Source organism: Myroides odoratimimus, assembly GCF_030326305.1.
GTDB lineage: Bacteria > Bacteroidota > Bacteroidia > Flavobacteriales > Flavobacteriaceae > Flavobacterium > Flavobacterium odoratimimum_A.
Genome location: NZ_JACAKB010000001.1, coordinates 233,396 through 256,476 on the forward strand (window position 1 = coordinate 233,396; position 23,081 = coordinate 256,476).

Consider the following 23,081-nt stretch of genomic DNA (forward strand, 5'->3'; position numbering starts at 1 on the left):
GTATTAAATACGTTTGCGCATTCTAGCTACAGGAATGTCCAATTGTTCTCTATATTTAGCTACTGTACGTCTAGCGATAGGGTATCCTTTGTCTTTAAGTAGCTCTGCTAGTTTATCATCTGGGTAAGGTTTTTTCTTATCCTCTTCACTAATAATATTTTCTAATATTTTTTTAATCTCTAGTGTAGATACTTCTTCACCTTGGTCGTTAACCATTGCTTCAGAGAAGAAGTTTTTGATTAGTTTTGTACCATAAGGTGTATCTACATATTTACTATTAGCTACCCTAGACACAGTAGAAATATCTAAGCCTACTAAATCAGCAATGTCTTTTAAGATCATTGGTTTTAGTTTGGTCTCATCTCCTGTCAGAAAGTATTCTTCCTGATACTCTACTATAGCATGCATTGTCACAAATAAGGTTTCTTGACGCTGTTTTATTGCATCTATAAACCATTTAGCACCATCTAGTTTTTGTTTGATAAACTGCACTGCATCTTTTTGCGCACTAGAAGATTTTGCAGATTCCTTATACGACTGTAGCATCTCTTGGTAATCTTTAGAGATGTGAAGTTCAGGCGCATTTCTACCATTTAATAAAAGCTCAAGTTCACCTTCATTAATTTTTATTGTAAAGTCTGGTACTACGTGTTCTACAGTACGTTCATTACCTATGTATGCTCCTCCTGGCTTAGGATTTAGCTTTTCTATTTCGTCAATAGCATTTCTAAGTTTTTCTTTTGAAACACCATATTTCTGTAATAATTTATCGTAGTGTTTTTTTGTAAAAGCATCAAATTGATCCGCTATAATCTCTGTAGCTAAATCTACAGCGTCAGATTGCGTCTTGTGTTTTAACTGTAATAGAAGACACTCTTGCAAGTCTCTAGCACCTACACCTGCAGGGTCTAGTTCTTGTACGATTAGTAATATTCTCTCTACAGTTTCTTCATCAGTATAGATACCTTGAGTGAATGCTAAGTCATCTACTAGGTCTTGTGTCTCACGTCTTAAGTATCCCATGTCGTCAATACTTCCTACTAAGAACTCTGCAATCTTTCTGTCACCTTCACTTAACATAAAGGTATTTAATTGATTTAACAGGTCTTGATGGAATGATTCATGTGCGATGATAGGCATTTCGTATTCGTCATCATCTTTACTGTAGTTATTTGCTTGTAATTTATAGTCAGGTGTTTCGTCATCACTTAGGTATTCATCTATATTGATATCCTCTGCTTCTATGCGTTCATTATCATAATCTTCAAAGTCATTGTCAAATTCATCCACATCTGTAGACTCGTTTTCTTTGCCAGTCTCTAGAGCAGGATTCTCAATTAGCTCTTCCTTCAGTCTTTGTTCAAAAGCTAAAGTAGGCAATTGTATTAACTTCATCAACTGGATTTGTTGAGGAGATAATTTTTGAGATAATTTGAGTTGTAAACTTTGTTTAAGCATTCTTTTGTGAATATTAATTACAAATAAAAAAAATGTTTACTTTAAAACATATTCTTTTTCAAATTTAATGAAAATATGTGATAAAGTAAACACTTTTATAAAGGTCTTATTATATTAAAACTCTGCGTTCTGCGGTGTTCTAGGGAAAGGAATCACGTCTCTAATATTCGTCATTCCTGTCGCAAATAATACAAGACGTTCAAAACCAAGTCCAAATCCACTGTGAGGAGCTGTTCCGAATTTTCTTGTATCTAGGTACCACCAAAGCTCTTCTTTGTCAATTCCCATTTTTTCTATTTTCTCTAATAGTACATCATAGCGTTCTTCTCTTTGAGAACCACCTACGATCTCTCCAATACCAGGGAATAGGATATCCATTGCTCTTACTGTTTTTCCATCTTCGTTCATTCTCATATAGAATGCTTTGATTTCAGCAGGATAATCAAATAAAATTACCGGACATTTAAAGTGTTTTTCTACTAAGTAACGCTCATGCTCACTTTGTAAATCTGCACCCCATCCATCGATGATATATTTAAACTTCTTGTTTTTATTAGGCTTACAGTTTCTTAAGATATCTACAGCCTCAGTATAGCTAACACGTTTAAAGTTGTTATCTACTACGAAACGAAGTTTTTCTAATAGTGTCATTTCGCTGCGTTCAGCTTGAGGTTTTGTTTTTTCCTCATCTTGTAAACGCTTGTCTAAGAATGCTAAGTCATCAGCACATTTATCTAGTACGTAGTTGATTACATATTTGATAAAGTCTTCTGCTAAGTCCATGTTGTCGTCTAAGTTGTTAAACGCAACTTCTGGCTCGATCATCCAGAACTCTGCTAAGTGACGAGATGTGTTTGAGTTCTCAGCACGGAACGTTGGTCCGAATGTATATACTGAACCTAATGCCATAGCATAAGTCTCAGCTTCTAGTTGTCCAGATACAGTTAAGTTAGTAGTCTTTCCAAAGAAATCTTGTGAGAAGTCTATTTTTCCTTCTTCTGTACGAGGTAGATTATTTAAGTCTAAGTTTGTTACTCTGAACATTTCTCCTGCTCCTTCTGCATCAGATCCTGTAATGATAGGTGCATTGAAATAGAAGAATCCATTCTCTTGGAAATATTTATGCACTGCATAAGATAAAACACTACGCACTCTCATAATAGCTCCAAATACATTTGTACGGATTCTCAAGTGAGCATTTTCACGTAAGAATTCTAGAGAGTGTTTCTTAGGTTGTATCGGATACTCTTCTGGATTAGCTTCTCCGTACACTTTAAGATTTTCAACTTGTATTTCTACAGTTTGACCAGCCCCTTGGCTCTCTACTAATGTTCCTCTAACTGAGATTGCAGCTCCTGTGTGAATCTTTTTTAACAACTCTGCTGGGAACTTATCTAAATCAACAACACATTGAATATTGTTAATCGTAGATCCATCATTCAAGGCGATAAATTGGTTGTTTCTAAACGTTTTTACCCATCCTTTTGCTTTAACTTCATGGAGTAGACCTTTGCCTGCCAGTAGATCGTTAATTTTCGTATGTTTCATCGTGATTTATAATTTTAATAATCAGTGTCTTATTTAGACAATTTCAAATACTTGCAAAAATAGTAAAATATTGTGTATTATGGAATAAAGAAATTGCCATAATACGGTAATAATTACATGAGAATAAAGAATAGGCTAATTAGAGTGAAAGAATGGAAGTACTCTAATTGTTGAGAACAGTAGAGAACTGGGCGATAGTGGTAGAAGAGAAGGGGGATACAAAACAAAAGCAGCCTATTTGTAGACTGCTTTTAAACCATTATTTAGCGTTTTTCTTTTTGTTGATTCTGTCTTCTGCTTTTTTCATAGCAGCTTGTTGAGAAGTTATCTTGTGTTCTTTAGCATAATTAAGTACTTCTAAAGTGGTGTTGTAGATGTTTTCAGTGCGTTTTAAAGCTTCATCTAGTCCATAGTGAACTATCTCACCAAAAACATTAATAATTCCTCCTGCGTTGATTAAAAAGTCGGGAGCATAGACAATTCCTCGTTCTTGTAGTCTTTTGCCGTGTATAGCTTCTACTGCTAATTGATTGTTAGCTGCTCCTGCTATTACTTTTGCTTTGATTTTTTCGATAGTATCATCATTGATAGTCGCTCCTAAAGCACAAGGAGAATAGATATCTACATCTTCTGAGTATAGGTCTGTACCAGTAAATATCTTAGTATTATATTTTTTTGCTACTTCACTCACTCTCTCTTCATTGATATCTGTGATTGTAACTATGGCTCCACTGGCAGTTAAGTGTTTTACTAATGTCTCGCCGACATTCCCTATTCCTTGTACCAGCACTTTTTTACCTTCTAAGTTATCAGACCCAAATTGATAATGTGCCGCCGCTTTTAATCCCATAAATACTCCATATGCAGTTACAGGCGAAGGGTTGCCTGATCCTCCTAGACTTTCTGATATACCAGTCACATGAGGTGTGATAGAATGGATTAGATCCATATCTGCTGTGGTGGTACCTACGTCTTCAGCTGTGATATATCTACCACTAAGAGAGTTGACATAATGGGCAAAAGCTTTGATGAGTTCTGGACTTTTATCCTTTTTAGAATCACCCATGATTACAGCTTTACCCCCTCCTAAGTCTAGTCCAGAGATAGCAGATTTATAAGTCATCCCTCTAGAGAGGCGTAGTACATCATTTAGCGCTTCCCATTCTGATGTGTAGTTCCACATTCTTGTTCCACCGAGTGCAGGACCTAGTGTAGTATTGTGTATACCTATGATTGCCTTTAATCCAGATTCTTTATCGTGACAGAACATAATTTGCTCATGATTGTCAAAGGATATTTGTCCAAATACTGGAGATATCTTTTTAAGCTCTTCTGGTGAATAGATTGTTGTATTCATAATCAATGAATTTTAGGGTTAGTTATCTATAAAGATAAGTAAAAAAGCATTGATTATGAGTGTGGTATGTTCTGTTTTTGATAGAAATAGAGATATCGCAATAGCAATTCCCTAATCAGAAAGTATATGATAAAAAAAAATCCGCACACTTGCGGATTTTTTAAACTTTCATGATTTCTGCTTCTTTTGCTGCAAGAATATCATCTATTTTTTTTACGTAACCATCAGTTAACTTCTGAACTCTCTCTTCAGCATCTTTACAGATATCTTCAGATGTTCCGTTTTTCTCTTCTTTTTTGATATCGTTATTTGCATCTTTACGAGCATTTCTGATACCTACTTTAGCATCATCCGCTTCAGATTTAGCTTGTTTAGCTAGATCTTTACGTCTTTCCTCTGTTAATGCAGGGATATTGATGATAATGTTGTCTCCGTTATTCATTGGATTTAAACCTAGATTAGCGATCATAATTGCTTTTTCGATAGGTTGTAACATGTTTTTCTCCCATGGAGTAACAGTTAATGTACGTGCATCAGCTGCATTTACATTTGCTACTTGAGATAGTGGAGTTTGTGAACCGTAGTAGTCTACGAATACTGCTCCTAACATCTGTGGAGATGCTTTTCCAGCGCGGATGTTTAATAATGTTTTTTCTAAGTGAGCTACAGTATTGTCCATAGACTCTTTGGCAGCGTCGATTATTAAATTGATTTCTTCTGTCATAACTATAGATTAATTAACGTTTACGGATACAGTAGTTCCTACTGAATCTTCTCCTTGGCAAACTTTTAATAAATTATCTTGTTTATTCATATCGAATACTACGATTGGTAATTCATTTTCTCTACTTAGAGTAAATGCTGTAGTATCCATTACATTTAGTCCTTTTGTTAAACAATCGCTGAAAGAGATTTTTTCAAATTTAACTGCTGTTGGATCTTTTTCTGGATCAGCTGTATAAACACCATCCACTCTTGTTCCTTTTAAGATTACATCAGCATTAATCTCTACTCCTCTTAATACAGCAGCTGTATCAGTAGTGAAGTAAGGGTTACCTGTACCAGCACCGAAGATTACGATTCTTCCTTTTTCTAAGTGGCGAACAGCTCTTCTTTTGATATAAGGTTCTGCTACAGCCTCTATTTTTAAGGCAGTCTGTAATCTAGTTAACATTCCAGCAGCTTCTAATGCTCCTTGTAATGCCATACCATTGATAATGGTAGCAAGCATTCCCATGTAGTCACCTTGTACTCGGTCCATCCCTACATTTGCTCCAGCAACGCCTCTAAAAATATTTCCTCCACCTATTACAATCGCAATTTCAACACCTAAATCGTGAACTTTTTTTACTTCAGCAGCATACTCTGCTAATTTCTTAGGATCAATACCATATTGTTGATCTCCCATTAAGGCTTCTCCACTTAATTTTAGTAGAATTCTTTTGTACTTCATTGAAAGATATTTTTAAAGTTTTGCAAATATAAAGATTATATGCTTCTATGGAATAGCTTTTTTAAAAATATGTTGATTCTCTTCGAATGTCTGTTTTGCCGTTTGATATCCTAAGTCATAAATCTCATCCATTTTCTTCTTACTACGTTCAAAGGTAGAGTAGAGCGTTAGCTCTTTGGGCTCTATAAGCCAGTCACATAGTTTGCCTAACTTAGCGTTGTTTATCGTAGTCATCAGCTCATATGCTCTGAATGTCACTGATCGTATAGATGTTAGACTATCAGCAGTTACTTGTTGTATTGGCGTTACATTGCTCCCGATGATGTAATCGCATTTACCTTTTAGTAATTCGATTGGAAAGTTATTGATAATCCCTCCGTCACTATATATTTTATTGCCAATTTGATATGGTGAAAATACACCAGGGAATGCACTAGATGCTAGGATTGCATCTACTATCTTTGTCTTTTTATTAAATACGTGCAATTTGCCACTGACGATATCAGTAGCGTTGATGTATACAGGTATGTCTAAGTCACCAATGGTCAGGTCACTAAACACTTTATTCAAATATTTGTCAAAAGCGTTTACATCCATTAACCCTGCTTTTTTTAAAGTAAAGTGTTGCCAGTTAAAGATATTAACAGACTTAAAGAACATCAATATTTCTTTTGGTTCTATGCCTCTTGCGTATAATGAAGATACTATAGAACCAGCACTAGTACCTGCTAGATAGTTTGGTTTGATCTGTTGTTCGTCTAAGAACTGTAATACTCCTGCATGGGCTATACCTTTATAACCACCACCTGATAGCACTAATCCGATTTTGGTTTTATGTATCATAATTTTAATGTTTAAGCACGTCTAAAATGATCTATATCTATCAGAATATACATTATCTTAAGCTATTAACGATCTAAGCATGTCGTTTAGGCGCTAAATTTGCTTGGACAATTTATCTCCCTGACTTTTGTCATCATTTTATTTGCTGTAAAAGGTTTATCTTTGGTAATAACAAACAATAAAAGTACACAAAATGATAAACATTGATTCAAAATACATTGACAAAAGTTTTAGTTATACTGAATTTAGACAATTTGTTACTGATGCATTGACTAATGATAAAGCTTCTTTAGAACTTAGCGATGATTATTTAGCTTATGCAGAGTTGAACGAAGCTAGGCTACATCGCTTAGACAAGACGATGAAAGTAGAAGAAGAAGTCGCTGCTAAATTGGCAAATCTGAAGAAAAAGTATACTTGGATAGTGATAACAGAATGTTGGTGTGGTGATGCAGCTCAGATAGTTCCTATCCTAAATAAGATGGCTGAAGTAGCTCCTAACATTGAGATGAGATTAGTACTAAGAGATAAAAACCTAGAGCTAATGGATGCTTTCTTAACGAATGGAGGTAGAGCTATCCCAAAGTTGATCATCGTAGAACAAGATACACTTAATGTATTAGGACACTGGGGACCAAGACCTGCCTTAGGACAAAAAGTAGTGACAGATTATAAAGCTGCTCATGGTGTAGTGGACGAAGCAGGTAAGGTAGAACTACAGAAGTGGTACACTAAAGATAAAGGACATGAAGTACAAAAAGAAGTAATAGAGTTAATGACATCTTTTGAATAATAACTAAAAAACGCTCTTTCAGACTTGTGAAAGAGCGTTTTTTAGTTATTATAAATAGATGATTTACAGTCTCACTAAAGTAATCTGTAGTCAATAGAGTAATGGTTTGAGCACTGTGAGTAAAACTATCTAACGATAGGACCTATGATGTTTAGTCTAGGATCTAATGACATTCCTGCTGGATTACAGCCAGGCGCCCCTTCAGGTATAGTTTGTCCTAATTTTTCAAAGTATGTTGCCCATACAGGGAATGTTTCTTTAGTGTATTTTGATTTATACGTCATTGGGTATAGGTAGAAGAAACTCTTATTCTTATTAGATACTTTAAAGGCTTCATATATAAGCTCCGAACAATAGTATTTACCATTAGCATATAGATAATTATCATCATAAGGAACACCTACTTGTTTTATAGCAAATTCTTTTGCTGCAGGAATTAGTTTGGTCAACTTACCTTTTAGACGGCCTATGTACATAGGCTCTTTTGTTTTGTTTAGAAAGTCCTCCATTGGCGTAATACATACCTCAGGCCAAGTCGCTTCTATGACTTGTAGACTGCCTTCGTGTTCTATAACCATTCCCATATGGTTAAAATTTAAATCATTATAACCAAAAGTTACTTCGTTTATAGCATCACATAAAGGACCACAATCTATATTTTGGAAGATAAGGTCACCTTCTTGGTATTCTGTTTTTTGTCCCCAAGATAGTTGTGTTATGAAAACAAATAGAAAAAGTATATTACGCATAAGTTATTTTTTAGTCCAAAATAAACTGTAAAGATGAGCAGCAGTAGTAATTGATAATAGAAATCTACAGTAGCTATATCATCACGCTAATATTATATAAGAGGTGATGAGAGAATGGTAGAATACAATTAATTCAGCTATTTTATCTATCGCTTATTTTGGTTTTAGGCAAAGATAGGAGGAACATTACTGATTTTCAAATCGTTTTAGCTATTAGTATACGTGGTTTACTCATAAAAAGTCATGCTTTACTTATTTGTGGTGGGGGGAGTGTATTAGTATGTCTATTTTCGTGTTTAGAAAAAAATGTTATGTCGTTGATTTTAAATAGAAAAAAGAAGGTTTTATCTATATTAGGTCTTTTGCTTTTACTAGGATGTAATAAAACTAAGGAGGAGCCAAAAGGAATTGAAGATTATCAAGAGTTAGATAAAATGGAATATATACATCCAGAGAAAGAAAGTGAATTGTCATTCTTTTTCGTGGAAGGTATGGATCGTGAAGGCTTGCATTATACAGGTGAAGTAAAGCTAAAAGGAGATGTCGGTGCAGGGTATATAGCGAGTGATAGTTTAGGTGTTAGATTCTATATAGAGATAGAGCGCTCTCAGGAGGGAGGACTCTTAGGTATGGATACAAATGGCAATGTTTATCAACTTGCTTTTAAGAGGGAAGAATAAAAGACATGATGATTAGGTTGTGTATTTAGTACACCATGAGTATTGAAAATAAAAATAAGCCATTATGCTTATTCATTCACTCTCTCTGTTCCTCCTCAGCCTTCAGTGCTTCTAAGATAGAGCGCGCTTCATAGATCACACCTTCATGCGCATTATCACTAGAAGGCAAAGGCTCTCTAGACTTTATTTCTTTTATGATTTTCTTTCTGACTTGACGGATGAGTCCAGGTGGTAATTCTTTTTTAGTTTCGGATTCTTCTTCCATAAGTGGGATAGGAGGTGATGATTCACTTACACTATCTGTTATAGATACAAGTGTTCCCCTGTTCTCAGTTCCCTCGTTTTCTGTTTTCCCGTTATCCGTTTCCCCATTCCCCGTAGGTCTGTTCCCCATTTCCTCGTTCCTAGTTTCACCGTTCCCAGTTTCCCCGTTACCTGTTTTCTGTTCTCCATTTTCTGCTTCTAAGATCCCGTGAAAGCAACTTGTGCTATGTACACTACCGTCTTCTGCTTTCCACATACTCCATAGATAAACTTTCCCTTGTTGCCATCCATTAGGTAGACTGAAATGAGCATATCTGTCTTTGCGTTGTCCGATAGTAGGGATGCTAATGAATTTGTCTAGTTCTTCGTGATACGCCATGATCGTCAGTGCGTCTGTATCGAGCGTCAGGGGATTGATCAGATGATTATCCCATTGCACTTTTAGCTTTCCAGTTTTGAGCATGCTTATTTTTTTAATCACAGCAGGAGCGAGGGTTCCGATAGAGAGCAGCACCTTGTCTATTTGTATGTATTGTTCCTCTTCATGCATTGTGATGCCCTGCTTCATCAGCCTAGAAATCATTTGTTCTTTTCCCGACATCCATTTCTCCCCATTATACACCGCAGGACAATGCGCATTGACAAAATCCTTGAATTTACTAGCAAAGGTAGATACCAGGCTCATCTTATCCCATTGTTTTAACTGCTTCTCAGTTGCTTTCTTACTTGATTTTAGTGGCTTAGCGCGGAGTATATTCCTTCCTCTCCACAGTACACCTACTACGGTTCCTACCTTTCCTACTACAGCACCTAATATTCCTTCTTTGATTTCTGCCATGATTTCTTTGTTTTTTGGTTATTACAAGGTATAAAATACTGATATGATATTATTTAACTGTTCAAACAATCGATAAAAAAGATCATCCTAGCACACATCACACTTCATAAAAATAAGAACATGAAATGAAGAATATCAAAGCGAATGATTTCGTCTTGTAGAGAACTTATTTTGACTGCTGTATGACCGTATTAAGTTTTCATAAAAGAAGAATAGAAGATGTATAAAAGAACTATTCTTGGGCAAAAGTTACTTTAAACCCGTTATAGTCCTAGTATAGTCCTATAATTGTCCAAGGAAAGGCTGTTATACCGCAGTTTTGTTGACGTTATCAAAAGGTTGGTGTGATTTTGGGTTTTATTAAACAGTTGATATTTAATTTTTTATGAAATTATGTAACTAAAAAAGTTTTGAAAAAAATAACTCTTTATAAGGCGTTACTCTTCTTCAAGGAGGAATAGGGGATGGAAATAAGAGAAATGAGAGTAGGGGACTTGTTTTTTGAGGTATAATCAGAGTGAAAATAGAAAAAAGTATTTTTAAATTTTGGGTAATTCTGTGAGGGTAGTGTAAGTCACGGATTATAAATCCGCGACAACGAGTGTGTAGGATGTGATTCTTCACAAGCTCAGTATGACATCGGAAGAGGAGTAGTGTAAGTCACGGATTATAAATCCGTGACAACGAGATAGACTGTGATTGATATAGTAAGCTACGCGATATCACGATATAACGAATTACTTCACAGTTCACAGAAAAACAAAAAAGCCACAAGATATCTTGTAGCTTTTTGATTATATATTGTCAGCGATTGCTTTTAATACTTGTTCTTCGAACTCTTCCGGAGTGATGGCGTTGATGACATCGAAGTCTCCGATTTTGGTTCTGCGCAGGGCGCTTAGGTGTGCTCCAGAGTTTACTTTGTTTCCAAAATCATAAGCTAGAGAGCGGATATAAGTTCCTTTAGAACACACGACTCTAAAATCAACATTAGGAAGGGCTGTCTGTGTTAATTCAAACTCTTCTATGGTGATAGGTCTAGTCGCTATCTCTACTTCTTCTCCTTTGCGAGCGTGTTCATACAGGCGTTTGCCATCTTTCTTAAGCGCAGAGAAGATAGGAGGACGTTGTTCTGTAGTTCCCATAAAGGATAGTCTTGCCTCTTCTAACAGTGCTTCTGTGATATGTTCTGTAGGGAAGGTCTGGTCTATCTCTGTCTCTAAGTCATAAGATGGAGTAGTTCCTCCTAGTGTGATTGTCCCAGTATATTCTTTTATTTGTCCTTGTAATTCACTGATTTGTTTTGTGGATTTACCTGTACAGATGATAAGAAGTCCAGAGGCTAAAGGATCTAAAGTTCCTGCATGACCTACTTTAATCTTTTTTAAGTCAAAGTGTTTTTTTAATAGCCATTTAATTTTGTTTACTGCTTGGAATGACGACCAGTGCAGCGGTTTGTCTATTAATAGTATTTGCCCACTCTGAAAGGCTTCAGTATTGTATTGTATCATTCTTATTTAAGATATCCGAAGTATAATAATAGTATAGCTCCAGCTATAATTCTGTAGTATCCCCAAGGTTTAAAACCGTATTTTTTAATGATGCCGATAAAGAATTTAATAGCGATAATCGATACGATAAAGGCAAGTACATTTCCTAATAAGAATAATTTCATATTATCAGGATTGTCTAGAAGTATCTCATATCCTATTCTTCCTGATTCATATTTCTTAAGTACAATAGAGTACACAGTCACAGCAGCCATAGTAGGTACTGCTAAGAAGAATGAGAACTCTGCAGCTACTTGTCTAGAAAGCCCTTGTTGCATACCTCCAATGATAGATGCAGCAGAACGGCTCGTACCTGGCATCATCGCAAGACACTGCCAAAACCCGATAGTAACAGCTTGTCTAACAGTAATGTCTTCTTCACGTACGGTCTTAGGGTTCTTAAAGTACTTGTCTATAAAGATTAATACAAAACCACCAATAATCAACATAATCGCGATGTAGATAGTCTCTCCTAATACCTTGTCAATAGCTTCGTCAAATAATTTTCCTAATACTAAAGCAGGGATAACTGCTAAGACTAATTTTTTATAGAAGTTCAGTTTACTAAAGTCAAAGAACTTTCTCCAGTATAGAGCCACTACGGCTAGGATAGCTCCAAACTGTATAGCTGTTTGAAATAATTTTACGAATTCGTCTTCTTGAATACCATAAGCAGAACTTACGAATATCATATGCGCAGTAGAAGATACTGGTAGATACTCTGTTAATCCTTCTACTATGGCTAGGAGGATAGCTTGTATTAAATCCATTTAATGTAGTTATATTATTTATTGTCTTTTTTAAATATTGCATAAATAGCTACTCCTATTCCGATAAAGAATACTGTAGGAGCTAGATGTATGCGTCTAAAGCTATAGATGTCTTCATTAAACTCTGTAGGAACATCGTTAGTAGCACCCGCCATTAAGAAAAAACTAAGTGCAATTAAAGCTATACTTACCAGTAGTATAATATAGTTCTTCTTAGTGAAAAGAAGCACATTCTGGTTTTGATCTTGATCTTTCATATTTAATAAAGTTCGTCTGATTTTAGGTTTAAGAATCTTTGTGTAGCAAAGAATGTACTGATACTAGTGATAATCCCTCCTAAGATTAATATTCCACATGATACGATCACTAGAGGCATATAATCTTCTTTTGGGTTGATATTTAGATCAGGTAGTTTGCTGTCAGCATAGAATGTAAGCGCAGTGATAGCTATGATGGCTAGTATAGAGCCTATTAGTCCTAGCTTCATACTATGTCTGATAAATGGGCGTCTGATGAAACGCTTTGTAGCTCCTACCATTTGCATGGTCTTAATGGTAAAACGGCTAGAGAAAATTAATAGTCGTAGAGAGCTATTGATTAATAGCATAGATATAATCGTAAGGAAGGCTGCTATAATAAGCACCCACTTCGTGATCTTATCTACGTTCTCATTGACTAGATCTACTAGTTGTTTGTCATATTTTATATCGCTTATCGCTGTGTTAGCATTGAATTCTTTAAGGATAATATCTATACTGTCATTCACGACATATTCTCCTTTTAAGTGAATGTCATAAGAGTCTTGTAAAGGGTTGAATCCTAAGTAATCAACGAAATCTTCACCTAAGGTCTCTTGGTGTTCTTTAGCAGCATCTTCTTTAGAGACGAAGCGATGCTCTTTTATATAGGTGTGCTTTTCTAACTTCTTACCAAATTTTTCTATGACTGCTTTAGAAGTGTTTTTCTCAAAGAATATAGTCATAGGTATATTCTCTCTAAAGTTGTCAGAGATTTTTTTAGAATTAATAACGAATAGACTTAGCGATCCTAATAAGAATAGAACCAAGAAAATACTAAGTATAACTGAAAAATAAGACGAAATTAGTTTTCGCTTTTGATATTTTTCATAAGAGCTAGCCATATATCAAATTTTAAGTGCGTAAAAATAACAAACAAAAATGTTTTTATTGAGACAATAACGATTAAAGTTTTCTAATTGTTATAAATATAGTTTATTTTTGCCTGAATTGACGGTTTTTTTTGTCAAACTTAGAATGGTGTTAGAAAATAGGATTTGACTTCTTAGAAATTCAAATTAGTATTCTGCGTTATTATAGTGTGATTGAAGAACTAACCAAAGTATAAAAATTGATATATATAATAGTATGAAGTATTATCCAAACGAAATTGAAGCTAAATGGCAGAAATTTTGGAAAGAAAACCAAACTTTCAAAACAGAGAATAATGTTGACAAGCCTAAGTATTACGTATTAGATATGTTCCCTTACCCATCTGGAGCAGGATTACATGTGGGGCACCCACTCGGATACATAGCTTCGGATATTTTTACTCGTTATAAACGTCAAAAAGGTTTTAATGTTCTTCATCCTCAAGGATATGATAGTTTCGGGTTGCCAGCTGAGCAATATGCTATCCAGACAGGACAACACCCTGCTGTGACTACAGAAGTAAATATAGATCGTTATAGAGAACAGTTAGATAAAATTGGTTTTTCATTTGACTGGAGTAGAGAGGTACGTACTTCTAATGCGGACTATTATAAACATACACAATGGATCTTTATCCAATTGTTCAATTCGTGGTATAATAAAGTAAGCGATAAAGCGGAGTCTATCGATACATTAGTGACTATCTTCGAAAAAGAAGGAAATGCAAATGTGCAAGCTGTATCTGAGGATGCTATCGAGATCTTTAGCGCTGATCAGTGGAATGCGTTCTCAGCTGATGAAAAAGAGCAAATTCTACTAAAATATAGAATGACTTACTTAGCCGAGACAGAAGTAAACTGGTGTCCTGCTCTAGGAACTGTATTGGCGAATGATGAGATTAAAGATGGTCTGTCTGAAAGAGGTGGGCATCCAGTGGTTAGAAAAAAAATGAAACAATGGAGTATGCGTATCTCTGCTTATGCAGAACGTCTACTTCAAGGGTTAGAAGATATTGACTGGACTGAGAGTATTAAAGAGAGTCAAAGAAACTGGATCGGAAAATCTGTAGGGGCTTCTGTAGTATTTAACTTAAAAGAAAGTGATGATACGATAGAAGTGTTCACTACTAGACCTGATACTATCTTTGGTGTTAGTTTTATGACTCTTGCTCCAGAGCACGATTTAGTGAGAAAAATCACTACAGCAGAACAAAAGGCAGCTGTAGAAGCTTATATAGATGCTACTTCTAAGAGAAGTGAGCGCGACCGTATGGCAGATGTGAAGACTATCTCAGGAGTATTTACAGGAGCGTATGCTGAACATCCTTTCACAAAAGAACCGATAGAAATATGGATCGGAGATTACGTGTTAGCAGGTTATGGAACTGGAGCTGTAATGGCTGTTCCGGCTGGCGATACAAGAGATTATGCTTTTGCAAAACACTTCGGTATTACAATCAAGAATATCTTTGATCAAGATATTTCAGAGGAGGCATATGCAGAGAAAGAAGGTTTCTTGTTAATCGAGTCTGATTTCTTAAATGGATTAGGGTTTAAAGATGCGACTCTTAAGGCTATCGAAGCACTAGAGAAAATAGGACAAGGAAAAGGAAAGACAAACTACCGTTTGCGTGATGCTGTATTTTCACGTCAGCGTTATTGGGGTGAGCCATTCCCAGTGTACTATGTAAATAATCTTCCTAAGATGATTGACAAAAAATACTTGCCTATCGTTCTACCTGAAGTAGAAAAGTATTTGCCGACAGAAGATGGTCAACCACCTTTAGGGAATGCAACTGTATGGGCGTGGGATACTGCTAATAATAAAGTAGTAGAAAACGACAAGATAGACGGGGTAACGGTATTTCCACTAGAGTTAAATACAATGCCTGGTTGGGCTGGTTCTTCTTGGTACTGGATGCGTTATATGGATCCTCAGAATACAGAAGAAATCGCCTCTCCTGAAGCATTAGCTTATTGGCAAAATGTAGATTTATATATAGGAGGAAGCGAGCATGCTACTGGACACTTATTATATAGTCGTTTCTGGAATAAATTCTTAAAGGATATAGGGGTGGCTCCAACGGAAGAACCTTTCAAGAAGTTGATTAATCAAGGAATGATTTTAGGTACTTCTGCTTTTGTTTATAGAATAGAAGGAACGAATACGTTTATATCTAAAGATATGATTAAGGATGAAAAGGTTCAACAGCTATATGCTTATGTTGGATTAGTTAATTCATCATCTGAATTAGATACAGAAGGGTTTAAAGCATGGAGACCAGACTATGCAAATGCAGAGTTTGTCTTGAATGCTAGTGGTAAATATATCGTAGGACACGAGGTGGAAAAGATGTCTAAGTCTTATTTCAACGTGGTGAATCCTGATGATATCTGTGATGAATATGGAGCGGATACACTGCGTCTATACGAAATGTTCTTAGGGCCATTAGAGCAAGCTAAACCATGGAATACGGCTGGTATATCTGGTGTGGCAGGTTTCTTAAAGAAATTGTGGAGACTATATGCAGATGATAATGGTGTGATCGTGACCAATGATGAGCCAACGGCAGAGATGTATAAGTCACTTCACAAAACAATCAAGAAAGTGACTGAGGATATAGAGAACTTCTCTTTTAATACTTCAGTTTCACAGTTTATGATATGTGTGAATGAATTGTCACAGCTAAAATGTAATCACAGAGCTATTTTAGAGCCATTAGCAATAGTGGTTTCTCCTTATGCTCCGCATATTGCAGAAGAGTTGTGGTCTATGCTAGGACATACTACATCTGTAACGTATGCTGAGTTCCCAGAATTCAACGCATCGTATTTAGTAGAGAGTGCAAAAGAGTATCCTGTGTCGTTTAATGGAAAAATGAGATTCAAGATTGAGTTGCCATTAGACTTAACAGAAGAAGAGATTAAAGCAATCATCTTAGCAGACGAAAGAACAGTAGCTCAACTTCAAGGTAGAGAGCCTAAGAAGGTAATTATTGTTCCAGGTAAGATTATTAACTTGGTTGGATAAATTACAGTATGATTGTAAGTCTTATAAATGCACTTATTATCACAAATAAATACAGAAAGCCTCAACATCGATGTTGAGGCTTTTTCTTTTTAGAGGTTATGTTATATTTATTTATAAAAAAAGGGTTATTAGTTTTAGCTAATAACCCTTCGTATATAAGGTGTGAATTATTTACCTGGACGCAAGAGAAGAGAGTGTTCAAAATCTTTTTGAATAGCTCTAAGATTGCGTTCTCCTTCTAATCTAGTTTTATAATTTCCTACTAAAACTTTGTAAGAAGGATTAGTATAAATTATCGTAGCATTAACATCAGGATACAATCTTCTGAAGCTGTTTAGGGCAGCTCTAGCTTCTGTATTTTTGCCGAAAAATATCTGTATTTTGTATTTATCGTTTACAGTTGTCGACGTATTTGTGTTTTTCTTCTTATTTAGTAGTTCTTTTATGGCTGAGGGTTCATTTAATGTGGTTTTAGATGATTGAGCTATAATTACGTGATTAGTAAATAGAACTAGAATTAAGACAAGAAAATTTCTTAAAAATCTCATAATGAATAAAGTTTAAGGCAAATTTACAAATTATCTTGATAATGAGGTAATCGTACGTTATTTAGAACGCATATAAATTGTATTTTAAGCATGGTAAAGGTTTTAAGAGTAACTCATAAATTGTATTTTTGTCGGAGTTTGTAAATAAGGTGTATAAGATAGCGGTCTAATTGGCTGTTAAATAAGACCAAGTTTAGTTGAAAATCATTTTATAACTATGAAAAAAGTGGGTAACCATAATTCGTTTTCAAAGATTTTATTCTTTTGTTTAGCGTTAATGCTATCGTTTACTACAATTTCGTTTGCTCAAGATGCAGCAAAAGGTAAGGAATTGTTTAACTCTAACTGTGCGGCTTGTCACAAGTTGGATGGAACTTCTACTGGACCAGCTCTTCGTGGAGTAGTTGAACGACATGATGTAGCTTGGCTACACAAGTGGATTAAAAGTAGTTCTTCATTGATTAAATCTGGAGATGCTGCTGCTGTTAAATTATTTAACGACTGGAATAAGGTTGTTATGAATGACTTCCCTGGATTGTCAGACGAAGACATTGATAATATCTTAGCTTATACTTCAGAAGAGAAAGCTGCTCCAGCGCCTGTAGCTGGTGCTCAAGGTGGAGCTGCTGGGCAATCTAACAATGACGGTGTTTCTAATATTATTGTATTAGGAGCTTTAGTTGTTGTATTGATGCTTCTAGTAACTATGCTATTCTTCGTTAAGAGAGTATTAAACAAAGTAGTAGAGGTTAATGGATTAACTCCTGAAGTACGTAAATCAATTCCATTGTGTACAGCATTCGTTAAAAATAAATTTTTAGTGATTGTTTCTGTTATCGTATTAGTGTTATTCGGATCATACTTCGCGTATGGATGGATGATGCAAGTAGGTGTTGACCAAGGGTATGAGCCAGTACAACCAATTCACTTCTCTCACAAGATTCACGCTGGAGATAACGGTATTGACTGTAAATACTGTCACTCTGCTGCAAGATCTAGTAAAACTTCGGGTATTCCATCATTGAACGTTTGTATGAACTGTCATGAGAATATCAATGAGTTTACAGGTGAAGCTGGAAAAGACTACGGTAAGTACACTCCAGAATTCTATACTGCAGAGATTCAAAAATTATATGATGCAGTAGGATGGGATCCTGCAACAAACAAATATACTGGAAAAGAAAAACCAGTTAAGTGGGTTAGAATTCACAATCTTCCTGACTTCGCATACTACAACCACTCTCAACACGTAAATGTTGCAGGTTTAGAATGTCAAACTTGTCACGGACCAGTTGAAGAAATGGAAATTATGAGACAACACTCTCCATTAACAATGGGATGGTGTATTGACTGTCACAGAAAAACTGACGTTAAGTTAGAGAGCAATGAGTACTACGCTAAAATTCACAAAGAATTATCAGAGAAGTACGGAGTTGAGAAATTGACTGTAGCTCAAATGGGAGGTTTAGAGTGTGGTAAATGTCACTATTAATAAATTAAGAATAAGAAGCTAATATATATATACAATGGCATCAAACAAAAAATACTGGAAAAGTGTTGAGGAGCTGAATGAAAATAGTTCTATTGTTGAGTCGCTAAGAAACAATGAGTTTGTTGAAGAAATTCCTACTGATGAGTTTCTTGGAGATCAAAGTAAATTGTCTTCTTCATCAACTACTCGTCGAGACTTTTTGAAATATGTAGGTTTTTCTACTGCAGCAGCAACTTTAGCTGCATGTGAGGGGCCTGTTGTGAAATCTATTCCGTATGTAGTACAGCCAGAAGAGATTATTCCTGGTGTTGCAGATTATTATGCAACGACTATTGCTGATGGATTTGACTTTGTAAACGTTCTAATCAAAACTCGTGAAGGGCGTCCAATCAAAGTTGATAATAACAGACTAGCTAATGCTTACTCAGGAGCTAACGCTCGTGTGAACGCATCAGTTTTATCAATGTATGATAGCCTTCGTTTGAAAGGTTCTAAAATCGGTGGTAAAAGTGCTTCATGGGATGAAGTAGATGCAAAAGTTAGAGCAAGTTTACAAGATGCAAAAGCAAATGGAGGAAACGTTGTATTGTTAACAAATACAATGGCTAGTCCATCTACTGATAAAATTATAGCAGAGTTTATCGCTGCTAACCCAACAGCTAAACACGTTGTATATGATGCTGTATCTTCATCTGCTGCTGCAGATGCTTATGAGAAAGCTTATGGTGTTCGTGGATTAGCAGATTACGATTTTGGTGCTGCTGATGTGATCGTTTCTATTGGTGCTGATATCTTAGGAGATTGGCAAGGTGGAGGATACGATTCGGCTTATGCTCAAAAACGTATTCCTAAAAATGGAAAAATGTCTAAGCATATCCAAATGGAGGCAAATATGTCTTTATCAGGAGCTAATGCTGACGTGAGAATTCCATTAACTGTAGCTAACCAAAAAGCTGCTTTAGTTAAGTTATACAATGCTATTGTAGGAGGAAGTGCTTCTGCTCCAGCTGTAGATAAGTACGAAGATGCTATTAAAAAAGCAGCTAGTCAACTTAAATCTGCTGGAAATAAAGGAGTTGTTGTAACAGGTCTTGATGATGTAAATGCTCAATTATTAGTGTTTGCAATTAACGAGGCGTTACAATCAGAAGCTTTCTTACCAGAGCAAACAAAATATGTTAGACAAGGTAATGCTACTCAAGTAGGACAATTAGTAAAAGATATGAACGCTGGTAAAGTTCACACGTTGATTATGTCAGGTGTTAACCCAGTGTATACTTTAGCTGATTCTGCTGCTTTCGTAGAAGGATTGAAAAAAGTAAAAACTTCAGTTTCTTTCTCATTGAAAGAAGATGAAACAGCTTTACTTTCTACTGTTGCTGCTGCAGCTCCACACTACTTAGAGTCTTGGGGAGATGTAATGATCAGAAAAGGTCACTACTCTGTAACTCAACCTACAATCCGTCCATTATTTGATACTAGACAATTACAAGATTCATTATTATTATGGTCAGGAAGCAATACTGCTTACTATGACTATGTTAAGAATGTTGGTAAGTCTTATGTAGCTGATAAAACTTGGAATCAATTAGTACACGATGGTTTTGCTGTTGTTGGAACAAACTCTAAAGTAAGTGCTTCTGCTGATTTCTCAGCTGCTGCATCTGCATTAGCTTCTGCTAAGAAAGTAGATGGTTTAGAGTTGGTATTCTATACTAAAACTGGTATGGGAGATGGACAACAAGCTAATAACCCTTGGTTACAAGAGTTCCCAGATCCTATCACTCGTGTATCTTGGGATAACTACGTAACTGTAGCTCAAGCTGATGCTGAGTCATTAGGAATCAAAAACTACCACGTTGCTAATGGTGGTCTTAATGGTAGCTATGTAACTATCGAAGCTAACGGTGTTAAATTAGAAAAAGTGCCAGCTCTTATCCAACCAGGACAAGCAAAAGGTACTATCGGTTTAGCGTTCGGTTACGGTAGAAAGGCTGCATTAAAAGAAGAAATGCAAGTAGGTGTTAATGCTTACACATTATACAAAGACTGTAATGGAGTACAAGGTGCTGCTATTACTCAAGTAGGTGGTGATCACGAGTTTGCTTGTGTTCAGTTACAAAACACTTTAATGAGTAGAGGTGATATCTTAAAAGATACTACATTAGAGATCTTCAATACAAAAGATGCTGAAGACTGGAATATTAAACCTGTGGTTTCTTACGATCACCAGACTGTACAAGCTTCTACTATTGATATCTGGGAATCATTTGATAGATCAGTTGGACATCACTTCAACTTATCAATTGATTTAAATGCATGTACTGGATGTGGTGCTTGTGTTATCTCTTGTCACGCTGAAAATAACGTACCTGTAGTAGGTAAGTCAGAAGTAAGAAGAAGTAGAGATATGCACTGGTTACGTATCGACAGATACTACTCTTCAGAAGATACATTCGCAGGAGATATCGAGAAAAAAGTTAATGCAAGTGGATTCGGAGAATACCGTGAAGTGTTCCAAGAATTAGAACATCCAGCTGAAAACCCACAAGTGGCTTTCCAACCAGTAATGTGTCAACACTGTAACCACGCTCCATGTGAGACTGTGTGTCCAGTAGCTGCTACATCACATGGTCGTCAAGGACAAAACCATATGGCTTATAACCGTTGTGTTGGTACAAGATACTGTGCAAACAACTGTCCTTATAAAGTTAGACGTTTCAACTGGTTCTTATATTCTCAGAACGATGCTTTCGATTACAACATGAATGATGATTTAGGACGTATGGTATTAAACCCAGACGTAGTAGTTCGTTCAAGAGGGGTAATGGAGAAATGTTCATTATGTATCCAAATGACTCAATCTACAATCTTAAAAGCTAAGAATGAAGGAAGAGCAATTCGTCCAAATGAATTTGAAACTGCATGTTCTGCAGCATGTTCAAGTGGAGCGATGGTATTTGGAGATGTAAATGATAAAGAGTCAGAAATTACTAAATTAGCTGAGTCAGATAGAGCTTACCATTTATTAGAGCACATTGGAACAAAACCAAATGTATTCTATCACGTTAAGGTTAGAAATATCTAGTTAAAAGAATTATTAATTAAAGAAACATATAAAGGATTATGTCGTCACATTACGAAGCACCCATTAGAAAACCTTTAGTTATTGGTGAGAAATCATATCACGATATAACTGTGGATGTGGCTAGACCTGTAGAAGGGAGAGCGAATAAACTATGGTGGAGAGTTTTTACTTTAGCTTTATTAGCGTTTCTATGGGGAGTAGGTTGTATGGCTTACACTGTAGGTACAGGTATAGGAACTTGGGGATTAAATAAAACCATTGGATGGGCTTGGGATATTACCAATTTCGTTTGGTGGGTAGGTATCGGTCACGCTGGTACGTTAATTTCTGCAGTATTATTATTATTTAGACAAAAATGGAGAATGGCGATTAACCGTTCTGCTGAGGCAATGACAATTTTCTCAGTAGTTCAGGCTGGTTTATTCCCTATCATTCACATGGGACGTCCATGGTTAGCATACTGGGTATTGCCTATTCCTAACCAATTCGGATCGTTATGGGTTAACTTTAACTCTCCATTATTATGGGACGTATTCGCGATTTCTACGTATTTATCAGTATCATTAGTTTTCTGGTGGACTGGTTTATTACCTGACTTCGCTATGTTACGTGATAGAGCTATTACGCCATTTACAAAAAGAATATATTCAATCTTATCATTTGGTTGGTCAGGTCGTGCAAAAGACTGGCAACGTTTTGAGGAAGTTTCATTAGTATTAGCTGGTTTAGCTACTCCTCTTGTACTTTCTGTACACACGATTGTATCTTTTGACTTTGCTACTTCAGTTATTCCTGGATGGCACACTACAATCTTACCTCCATATTTCGTAGCAGGAGCTATCTTCTCTGGATTCGCAATGGTAAATACCCTGCTTATCATCATGAGAAAAGTTTCTAACTTAGAAGATTATATTACAGTACAACATATTGAATTAATGAACATTATTGTAATGATCACTGGTTCTATCGTTGGGGTAGCATATATTACTGAGTTATGGGTTGCTTGGTATTCAGGAGTAGAGTATGAACAATACGCATTCTTAAACCGTGCAACAGGACCTTACTGGTGGTCTTACTGGTTAATGATGACTTGTAACGTAATTTCTCCACAGGTAATGTGGTTCAAGAAAATTAGAACTAATATCTTAGCATCGTTTGTTATCTCTTTAGTAGTAAACGTGGGGATGTGGTTTGAGCGTTTCGTAATTATCGTTACATCATTACACAGAGATTATTTACCATCTTCATGGACAATGTTCCAACCTACATTCGTAGATGCTGGTATTTACATCGGTACAATAGGTTTCTTCTTTGTATTATTCTTATTATATTCAAGAAGTTTCCCTGTAATTGCACAAGCAGAGGTAAAAACAATCTTGAAATCTTCAGGAGAGTTTTACAAAAAAGAAAGAGACAGCAAAGAGAATCATCAATCTTTAAATCATTAATAT

At 35.8% G+C, this 23,081-nt stretch carries 19 protein-coding genes; 6 read left to right on the top strand and 13 right to left on the bottom strand.

Going from position 1 to position 23,081, the window contains the following annotated elements; translation table 11 throughout:
- Window positions 1-3: 3 nt before the first annotated feature.
- From rpoN to HX049_RS01070, 6 genes are all read right to left on the bottom strand, one after another.
- A complete protein-coding gene (gene rpoN, locus HX049_RS01045) occupies window positions 4-1,458 on the bottom strand; it encodes an RNA polymerase factor sigma-54 (protein ID WP_286413462.1) in 1,455 nt (484 codons plus the stop codon).
- 114 nt (window positions 1,459-1,572) lie between these two features.
- Entirely contained in the window at window positions 1,573-3,006 is a 1,434-nt protein-coding gene (gene asnS / locus HX049_RS01050) for an asparagine--tRNA ligase (RefSeq protein ID WP_286413463.1), read from the bottom strand.
- A 259-nt stretch (window positions 3,007-3,265) separates the two neighbouring features.
- A complete protein-coding gene (locus HX049_RS01055) occupies window positions 3,266-4,363 on the bottom strand; it encodes a Glu/Leu/Phe/Val dehydrogenase dimerization domain-containing protein (RefSeq protein WP_286413464.1) in 1,098 nt (365 codons plus the stop codon).
- 160 nt (window positions 4,364-4,523) lie between these two features.
- Window positions 4,524-5,087, bottom strand: coding sequence for a ribosome recycling factor (gene frr, locus HX049_RS01060; protein WP_286413465.1), 564 nt, complete (start codon window positions 5,085-5,087; stop codon window positions 4,524-4,526).
- Window positions 5,088-5,096: 9 nt separating this feature from the next.
- The gene (pyrH, locus tag HX049_RS01065) at window positions 5,097-5,816 is read right to left on the bottom strand and encodes a UMP kinase (protein ID WP_006262791.1); all 720 of its coding nucleotides are present in this window, start codon (window positions 5,814-5,816) and stop codon (window positions 5,097-5,099) included.
- A 45-nt stretch (window positions 5,817-5,861) separates the two neighbouring features.
- Entirely contained in the window at window positions 5,862-6,659 is a 798-nt protein-coding gene (locus tag HX049_RS01070) for a patatin-like phospholipase family protein (RefSeq protein WP_286413466.1), read from the bottom strand.
- A gap of 193 nt (window positions 6,660-6,852) precedes the next feature.
- On the opposite strand from HX049_RS01070, the gene HX049_RS01075 reads away from it, so the two are divergent.
- On the top strand, window positions 6,853-7,452 hold the full coding sequence (locus HX049_RS01075; protein ID WP_286413467.1) for a thioredoxin family protein: 600 nt from the start codon (window positions 6,853-6,855) through the stop codon (window positions 7,450-7,452).
- Between the two features lie 125 nt (window positions 7,453-7,577).
- Here HX049_RS01075 and HX049_RS01080 read toward each other — a convergent pair whose 3' ends face one another.
- Window positions 7,578-8,201: a YiiX/YebB-like N1pC/P60 family cysteine hydrolase gene (locus HX049_RS01080; RefSeq protein ID WP_286413468.1), complete on the bottom strand. Its 624-nt coding sequence runs from the start codon at window positions 8,199-8,201 to the stop codon at window positions 7,578-7,580.
- Window positions 8,202-8,512: 311 nt separating this feature from the next.
- Between HX049_RS01080 and HX049_RS01085 the strand changes: the two genes are divergently transcribed.
- Window positions 8,513-8,881 (top strand): hypothetical protein, encoded by a 369-nt coding sequence (locus tag HX049_RS01085; protein WP_286413469.1) that lies wholly within the window; start codon window positions 8,513-8,515, stop codon window positions 8,879-8,881.
- Between the two features lie 76 nt (window positions 8,882-8,957).
- On the opposite strand, the gene HX049_RS01090 is transcribed toward HX049_RS01085, so the two are convergent.
- The 5 genes from HX049_RS01090 to HX049_RS01110 form a co-directional block, all read right to left on the bottom strand.
- On the bottom strand, window positions 8,958-9,983 hold the full coding sequence (locus tag HX049_RS01090; protein WP_286413470.1) for a DUF6266 family protein: 1,026 nt from the start codon (window positions 9,981-9,983) through the stop codon (window positions 8,958-8,960).
- Window positions 9,984-10,777: 794 nt separating this feature from the next.
- Window positions 10,778-11,494 (bottom strand): tRNA pseudouridine(55) synthase TruB, encoded by a 717-nt coding sequence (gene truB / locus HX049_RS01095; RefSeq protein ID WP_286413471.1) that lies wholly within the window; start codon window positions 11,492-11,494, stop codon window positions 10,778-10,780.
- 2 nt (window positions 11,495-11,496) lie between these two features.
- On the bottom strand, window positions 11,497-12,303 hold the full coding sequence (locus tag HX049_RS01100; RefSeq protein WP_286413472.1) for an undecaprenyl-diphosphate phosphatase: 807 nt from the start codon (window positions 12,301-12,303) through the stop codon (window positions 11,497-11,499).
- Between the two features lie 14 nt (window positions 12,304-12,317).
- Complete coding sequence (locus HX049_RS01105; protein WP_286413473.1) at window positions 12,318-12,560, bottom strand: DUF3098 domain-containing protein; 243 nt, start codon at window positions 12,558-12,560, stop codon at window positions 12,318-12,320.
- A 2-nt stretch (window positions 12,561-12,562) separates the two neighbouring features.
- Window positions 12,563-13,444 carry a cell division protein FtsX gene (locus tag HX049_RS01110; protein WP_286413474.1) on the bottom strand — a complete coding sequence of 294 codons (882 nt, stop codon included), beginning with the start codon at window positions 13,442-13,444 and terminating at the stop codon, window positions 12,563-12,565.
- A 244-nt stretch (window positions 13,445-13,688) separates the two neighbouring features.
- Here HX049_RS01110 and leuS point away from each other — a divergent pair, with 244 nt between their 5' ends.
- Entirely contained in the window at window positions 13,689-16,502 is a 2,814-nt protein-coding gene (leuS, locus tag HX049_RS01115) for a leucine--tRNA ligase (RefSeq protein WP_286413475.1), read from the top strand.
- A 167-nt stretch (window positions 16,503-16,669) separates the two neighbouring features.
- Here leuS and HX049_RS01120 read toward each other — a convergent pair whose 3' ends face one another.
- Window positions 16,670-17,050, bottom strand: coding sequence for an SPOR domain-containing protein (locus HX049_RS01120; protein WP_286413476.1), 381 nt, complete (start codon window positions 17,048-17,050; stop codon window positions 16,670-16,672).
- A gap of 217 nt (window positions 17,051-17,267) precedes the next feature.
- Here HX049_RS01120 and HX049_RS01125 point away from each other — a divergent pair, with 217 nt between their 5' ends.
- The 3 genes from HX049_RS01125 to nrfD are packed head-to-tail and all read left to right on the top strand — an operon-like array spanning window position 17,268 to window position 23,078.
- Window positions 17,268-18,542, top strand: coding sequence for a cytochrome c3 family protein (locus tag HX049_RS01125; protein ID WP_286413477.1), 1,275 nt, complete (start codon window positions 17,268-17,270; stop codon window positions 18,540-18,542).
- A gap of 34 nt (window positions 18,543-18,576) precedes the next feature.
- A complete protein-coding gene (locus HX049_RS01130; protein ID WP_286413478.1) occupies window positions 18,577-21,630 on the top strand; it encodes a TAT-variant-translocated molybdopterin oxidoreductase in 3,054 nt (1,017 codons plus the stop codon).
- A gap of 38 nt (window positions 21,631-21,668) precedes the next feature.
- On the top strand, window positions 21,669-23,078 hold the full coding sequence (nrfD, locus tag HX049_RS01135; protein ID WP_006257363.1) for an NrfD/PsrC family molybdoenzyme membrane anchor subunit: 1,410 nt from the start codon (window positions 21,669-21,671) through the stop codon (window positions 23,076-23,078).
- Window positions 23,079-23,081 lie beyond the last annotated feature (3 nt).

Coding starts and splice junctions, on each gene's coding strand:
- rpoN (WP_286413462.1), bottom strand. CDS start 1,458: ATGCTTAAACAAAGTTTACAACTCAAATTATCTCAAAAATTATCTCCT.
- asnS (WP_286413463.1), bottom strand. CDS start 3,006: ATGAAACATACGAAAATTAACGATCTACTGGCAGGCAAAGGTCTACTC.
- HX049_RS01055 (WP_286413464.1), bottom strand. CDS start 4,363: ATGAATACAACAATCTATTCACCAGAAGAGCTTAAAAAGATATCTCCA.
- frr (WP_286413465.1), bottom strand. CDS start 5,087: ATGACAGAAGAAATCAATTTAATAATCGACGCTGCCAAAGAGTCTATG.
- pyrH (WP_006262791.1), bottom strand. CDS start 5,816: ATGAAGTACAAAAGAATTCTACTAAAATTAAGTGGAGAAGCCTTAATG.
- HX049_RS01070 (WP_286413466.1), bottom strand. CDS start 6,659: ATGATACATAAAACCAAAATCGGATTAGTGCTATCAGGTGGTGGTTAT.
- HX049_RS01075 (WP_286413467.1), top strand. CDS start 6,853: ATGATAAACATTGATTCAAAATACATTGACAAAAGTTTTAGTTATACT.
- HX049_RS01080 (WP_286413468.1), bottom strand. CDS start 8,201: ATGCGTAATATACTTTTTCTATTTGTTTTCATAACACAACTATCTTGG.
- HX049_RS01085 (WP_286413469.1), top strand. CDS start 8,513: ATGTCGTTGATTTTAAATAGAAAAAAGAAGGTTTTATCTATATTAGGT.
- HX049_RS01090 (WP_286413470.1), bottom strand. CDS start 9,983: ATGGCAGAAATCAAAGAAGGAATATTAGGTGCTGTAGTAGGAAAGGTA.
- truB (WP_286413471.1), bottom strand. CDS start 11,494: ATGATACAATACAATACTGAAGCCTTTCAGAGTGGGCAAATACTATTA.
- HX049_RS01100 (WP_286413472.1), bottom strand. CDS start 12,303: ATGGATTTAATACAAGCTATCCTCCTAGCCATAGTAGAAGGATTAACA.
- HX049_RS01105 (WP_286413473.1), bottom strand. CDS start 12,560: ATGAAAGATCAAGATCAAAACCAGAATGTGCTTCTTTTCACTAAGAAG.
- HX049_RS01110 (WP_286413474.1), bottom strand. CDS start 13,444: ATGGCTAGCTCTTATGAAAAATATCAAAAGCGAAAACTAATTTCGTCT.
- leuS (WP_286413475.1), top strand. CDS start 13,689: ATGAAGTATTATCCAAACGAAATTGAAGCTAAATGGCAGAAATTTTGG.
- HX049_RS01120 (WP_286413476.1), bottom strand. CDS start 17,050: ATGAGATTTTTAAGAAATTTTCTTGTCTTAATTCTAGTTCTATTTACT.
- HX049_RS01125 (WP_286413477.1), top strand. CDS start 17,268: ATGAAAAAAGTGGGTAACCATAATTCGTTTTCAAAGATTTTATTCTTT.
- HX049_RS01130 (WP_286413478.1), top strand. CDS start 18,577: ATGGCATCAAACAAAAAATACTGGAAAAGTGTTGAGGAGCTGAATGAA.
- nrfD (WP_006257363.1), top strand. CDS start 21,669: ATGTCGTCACATTACGAAGCACCCATTAGAAAACCTTTAGTTATTGGT.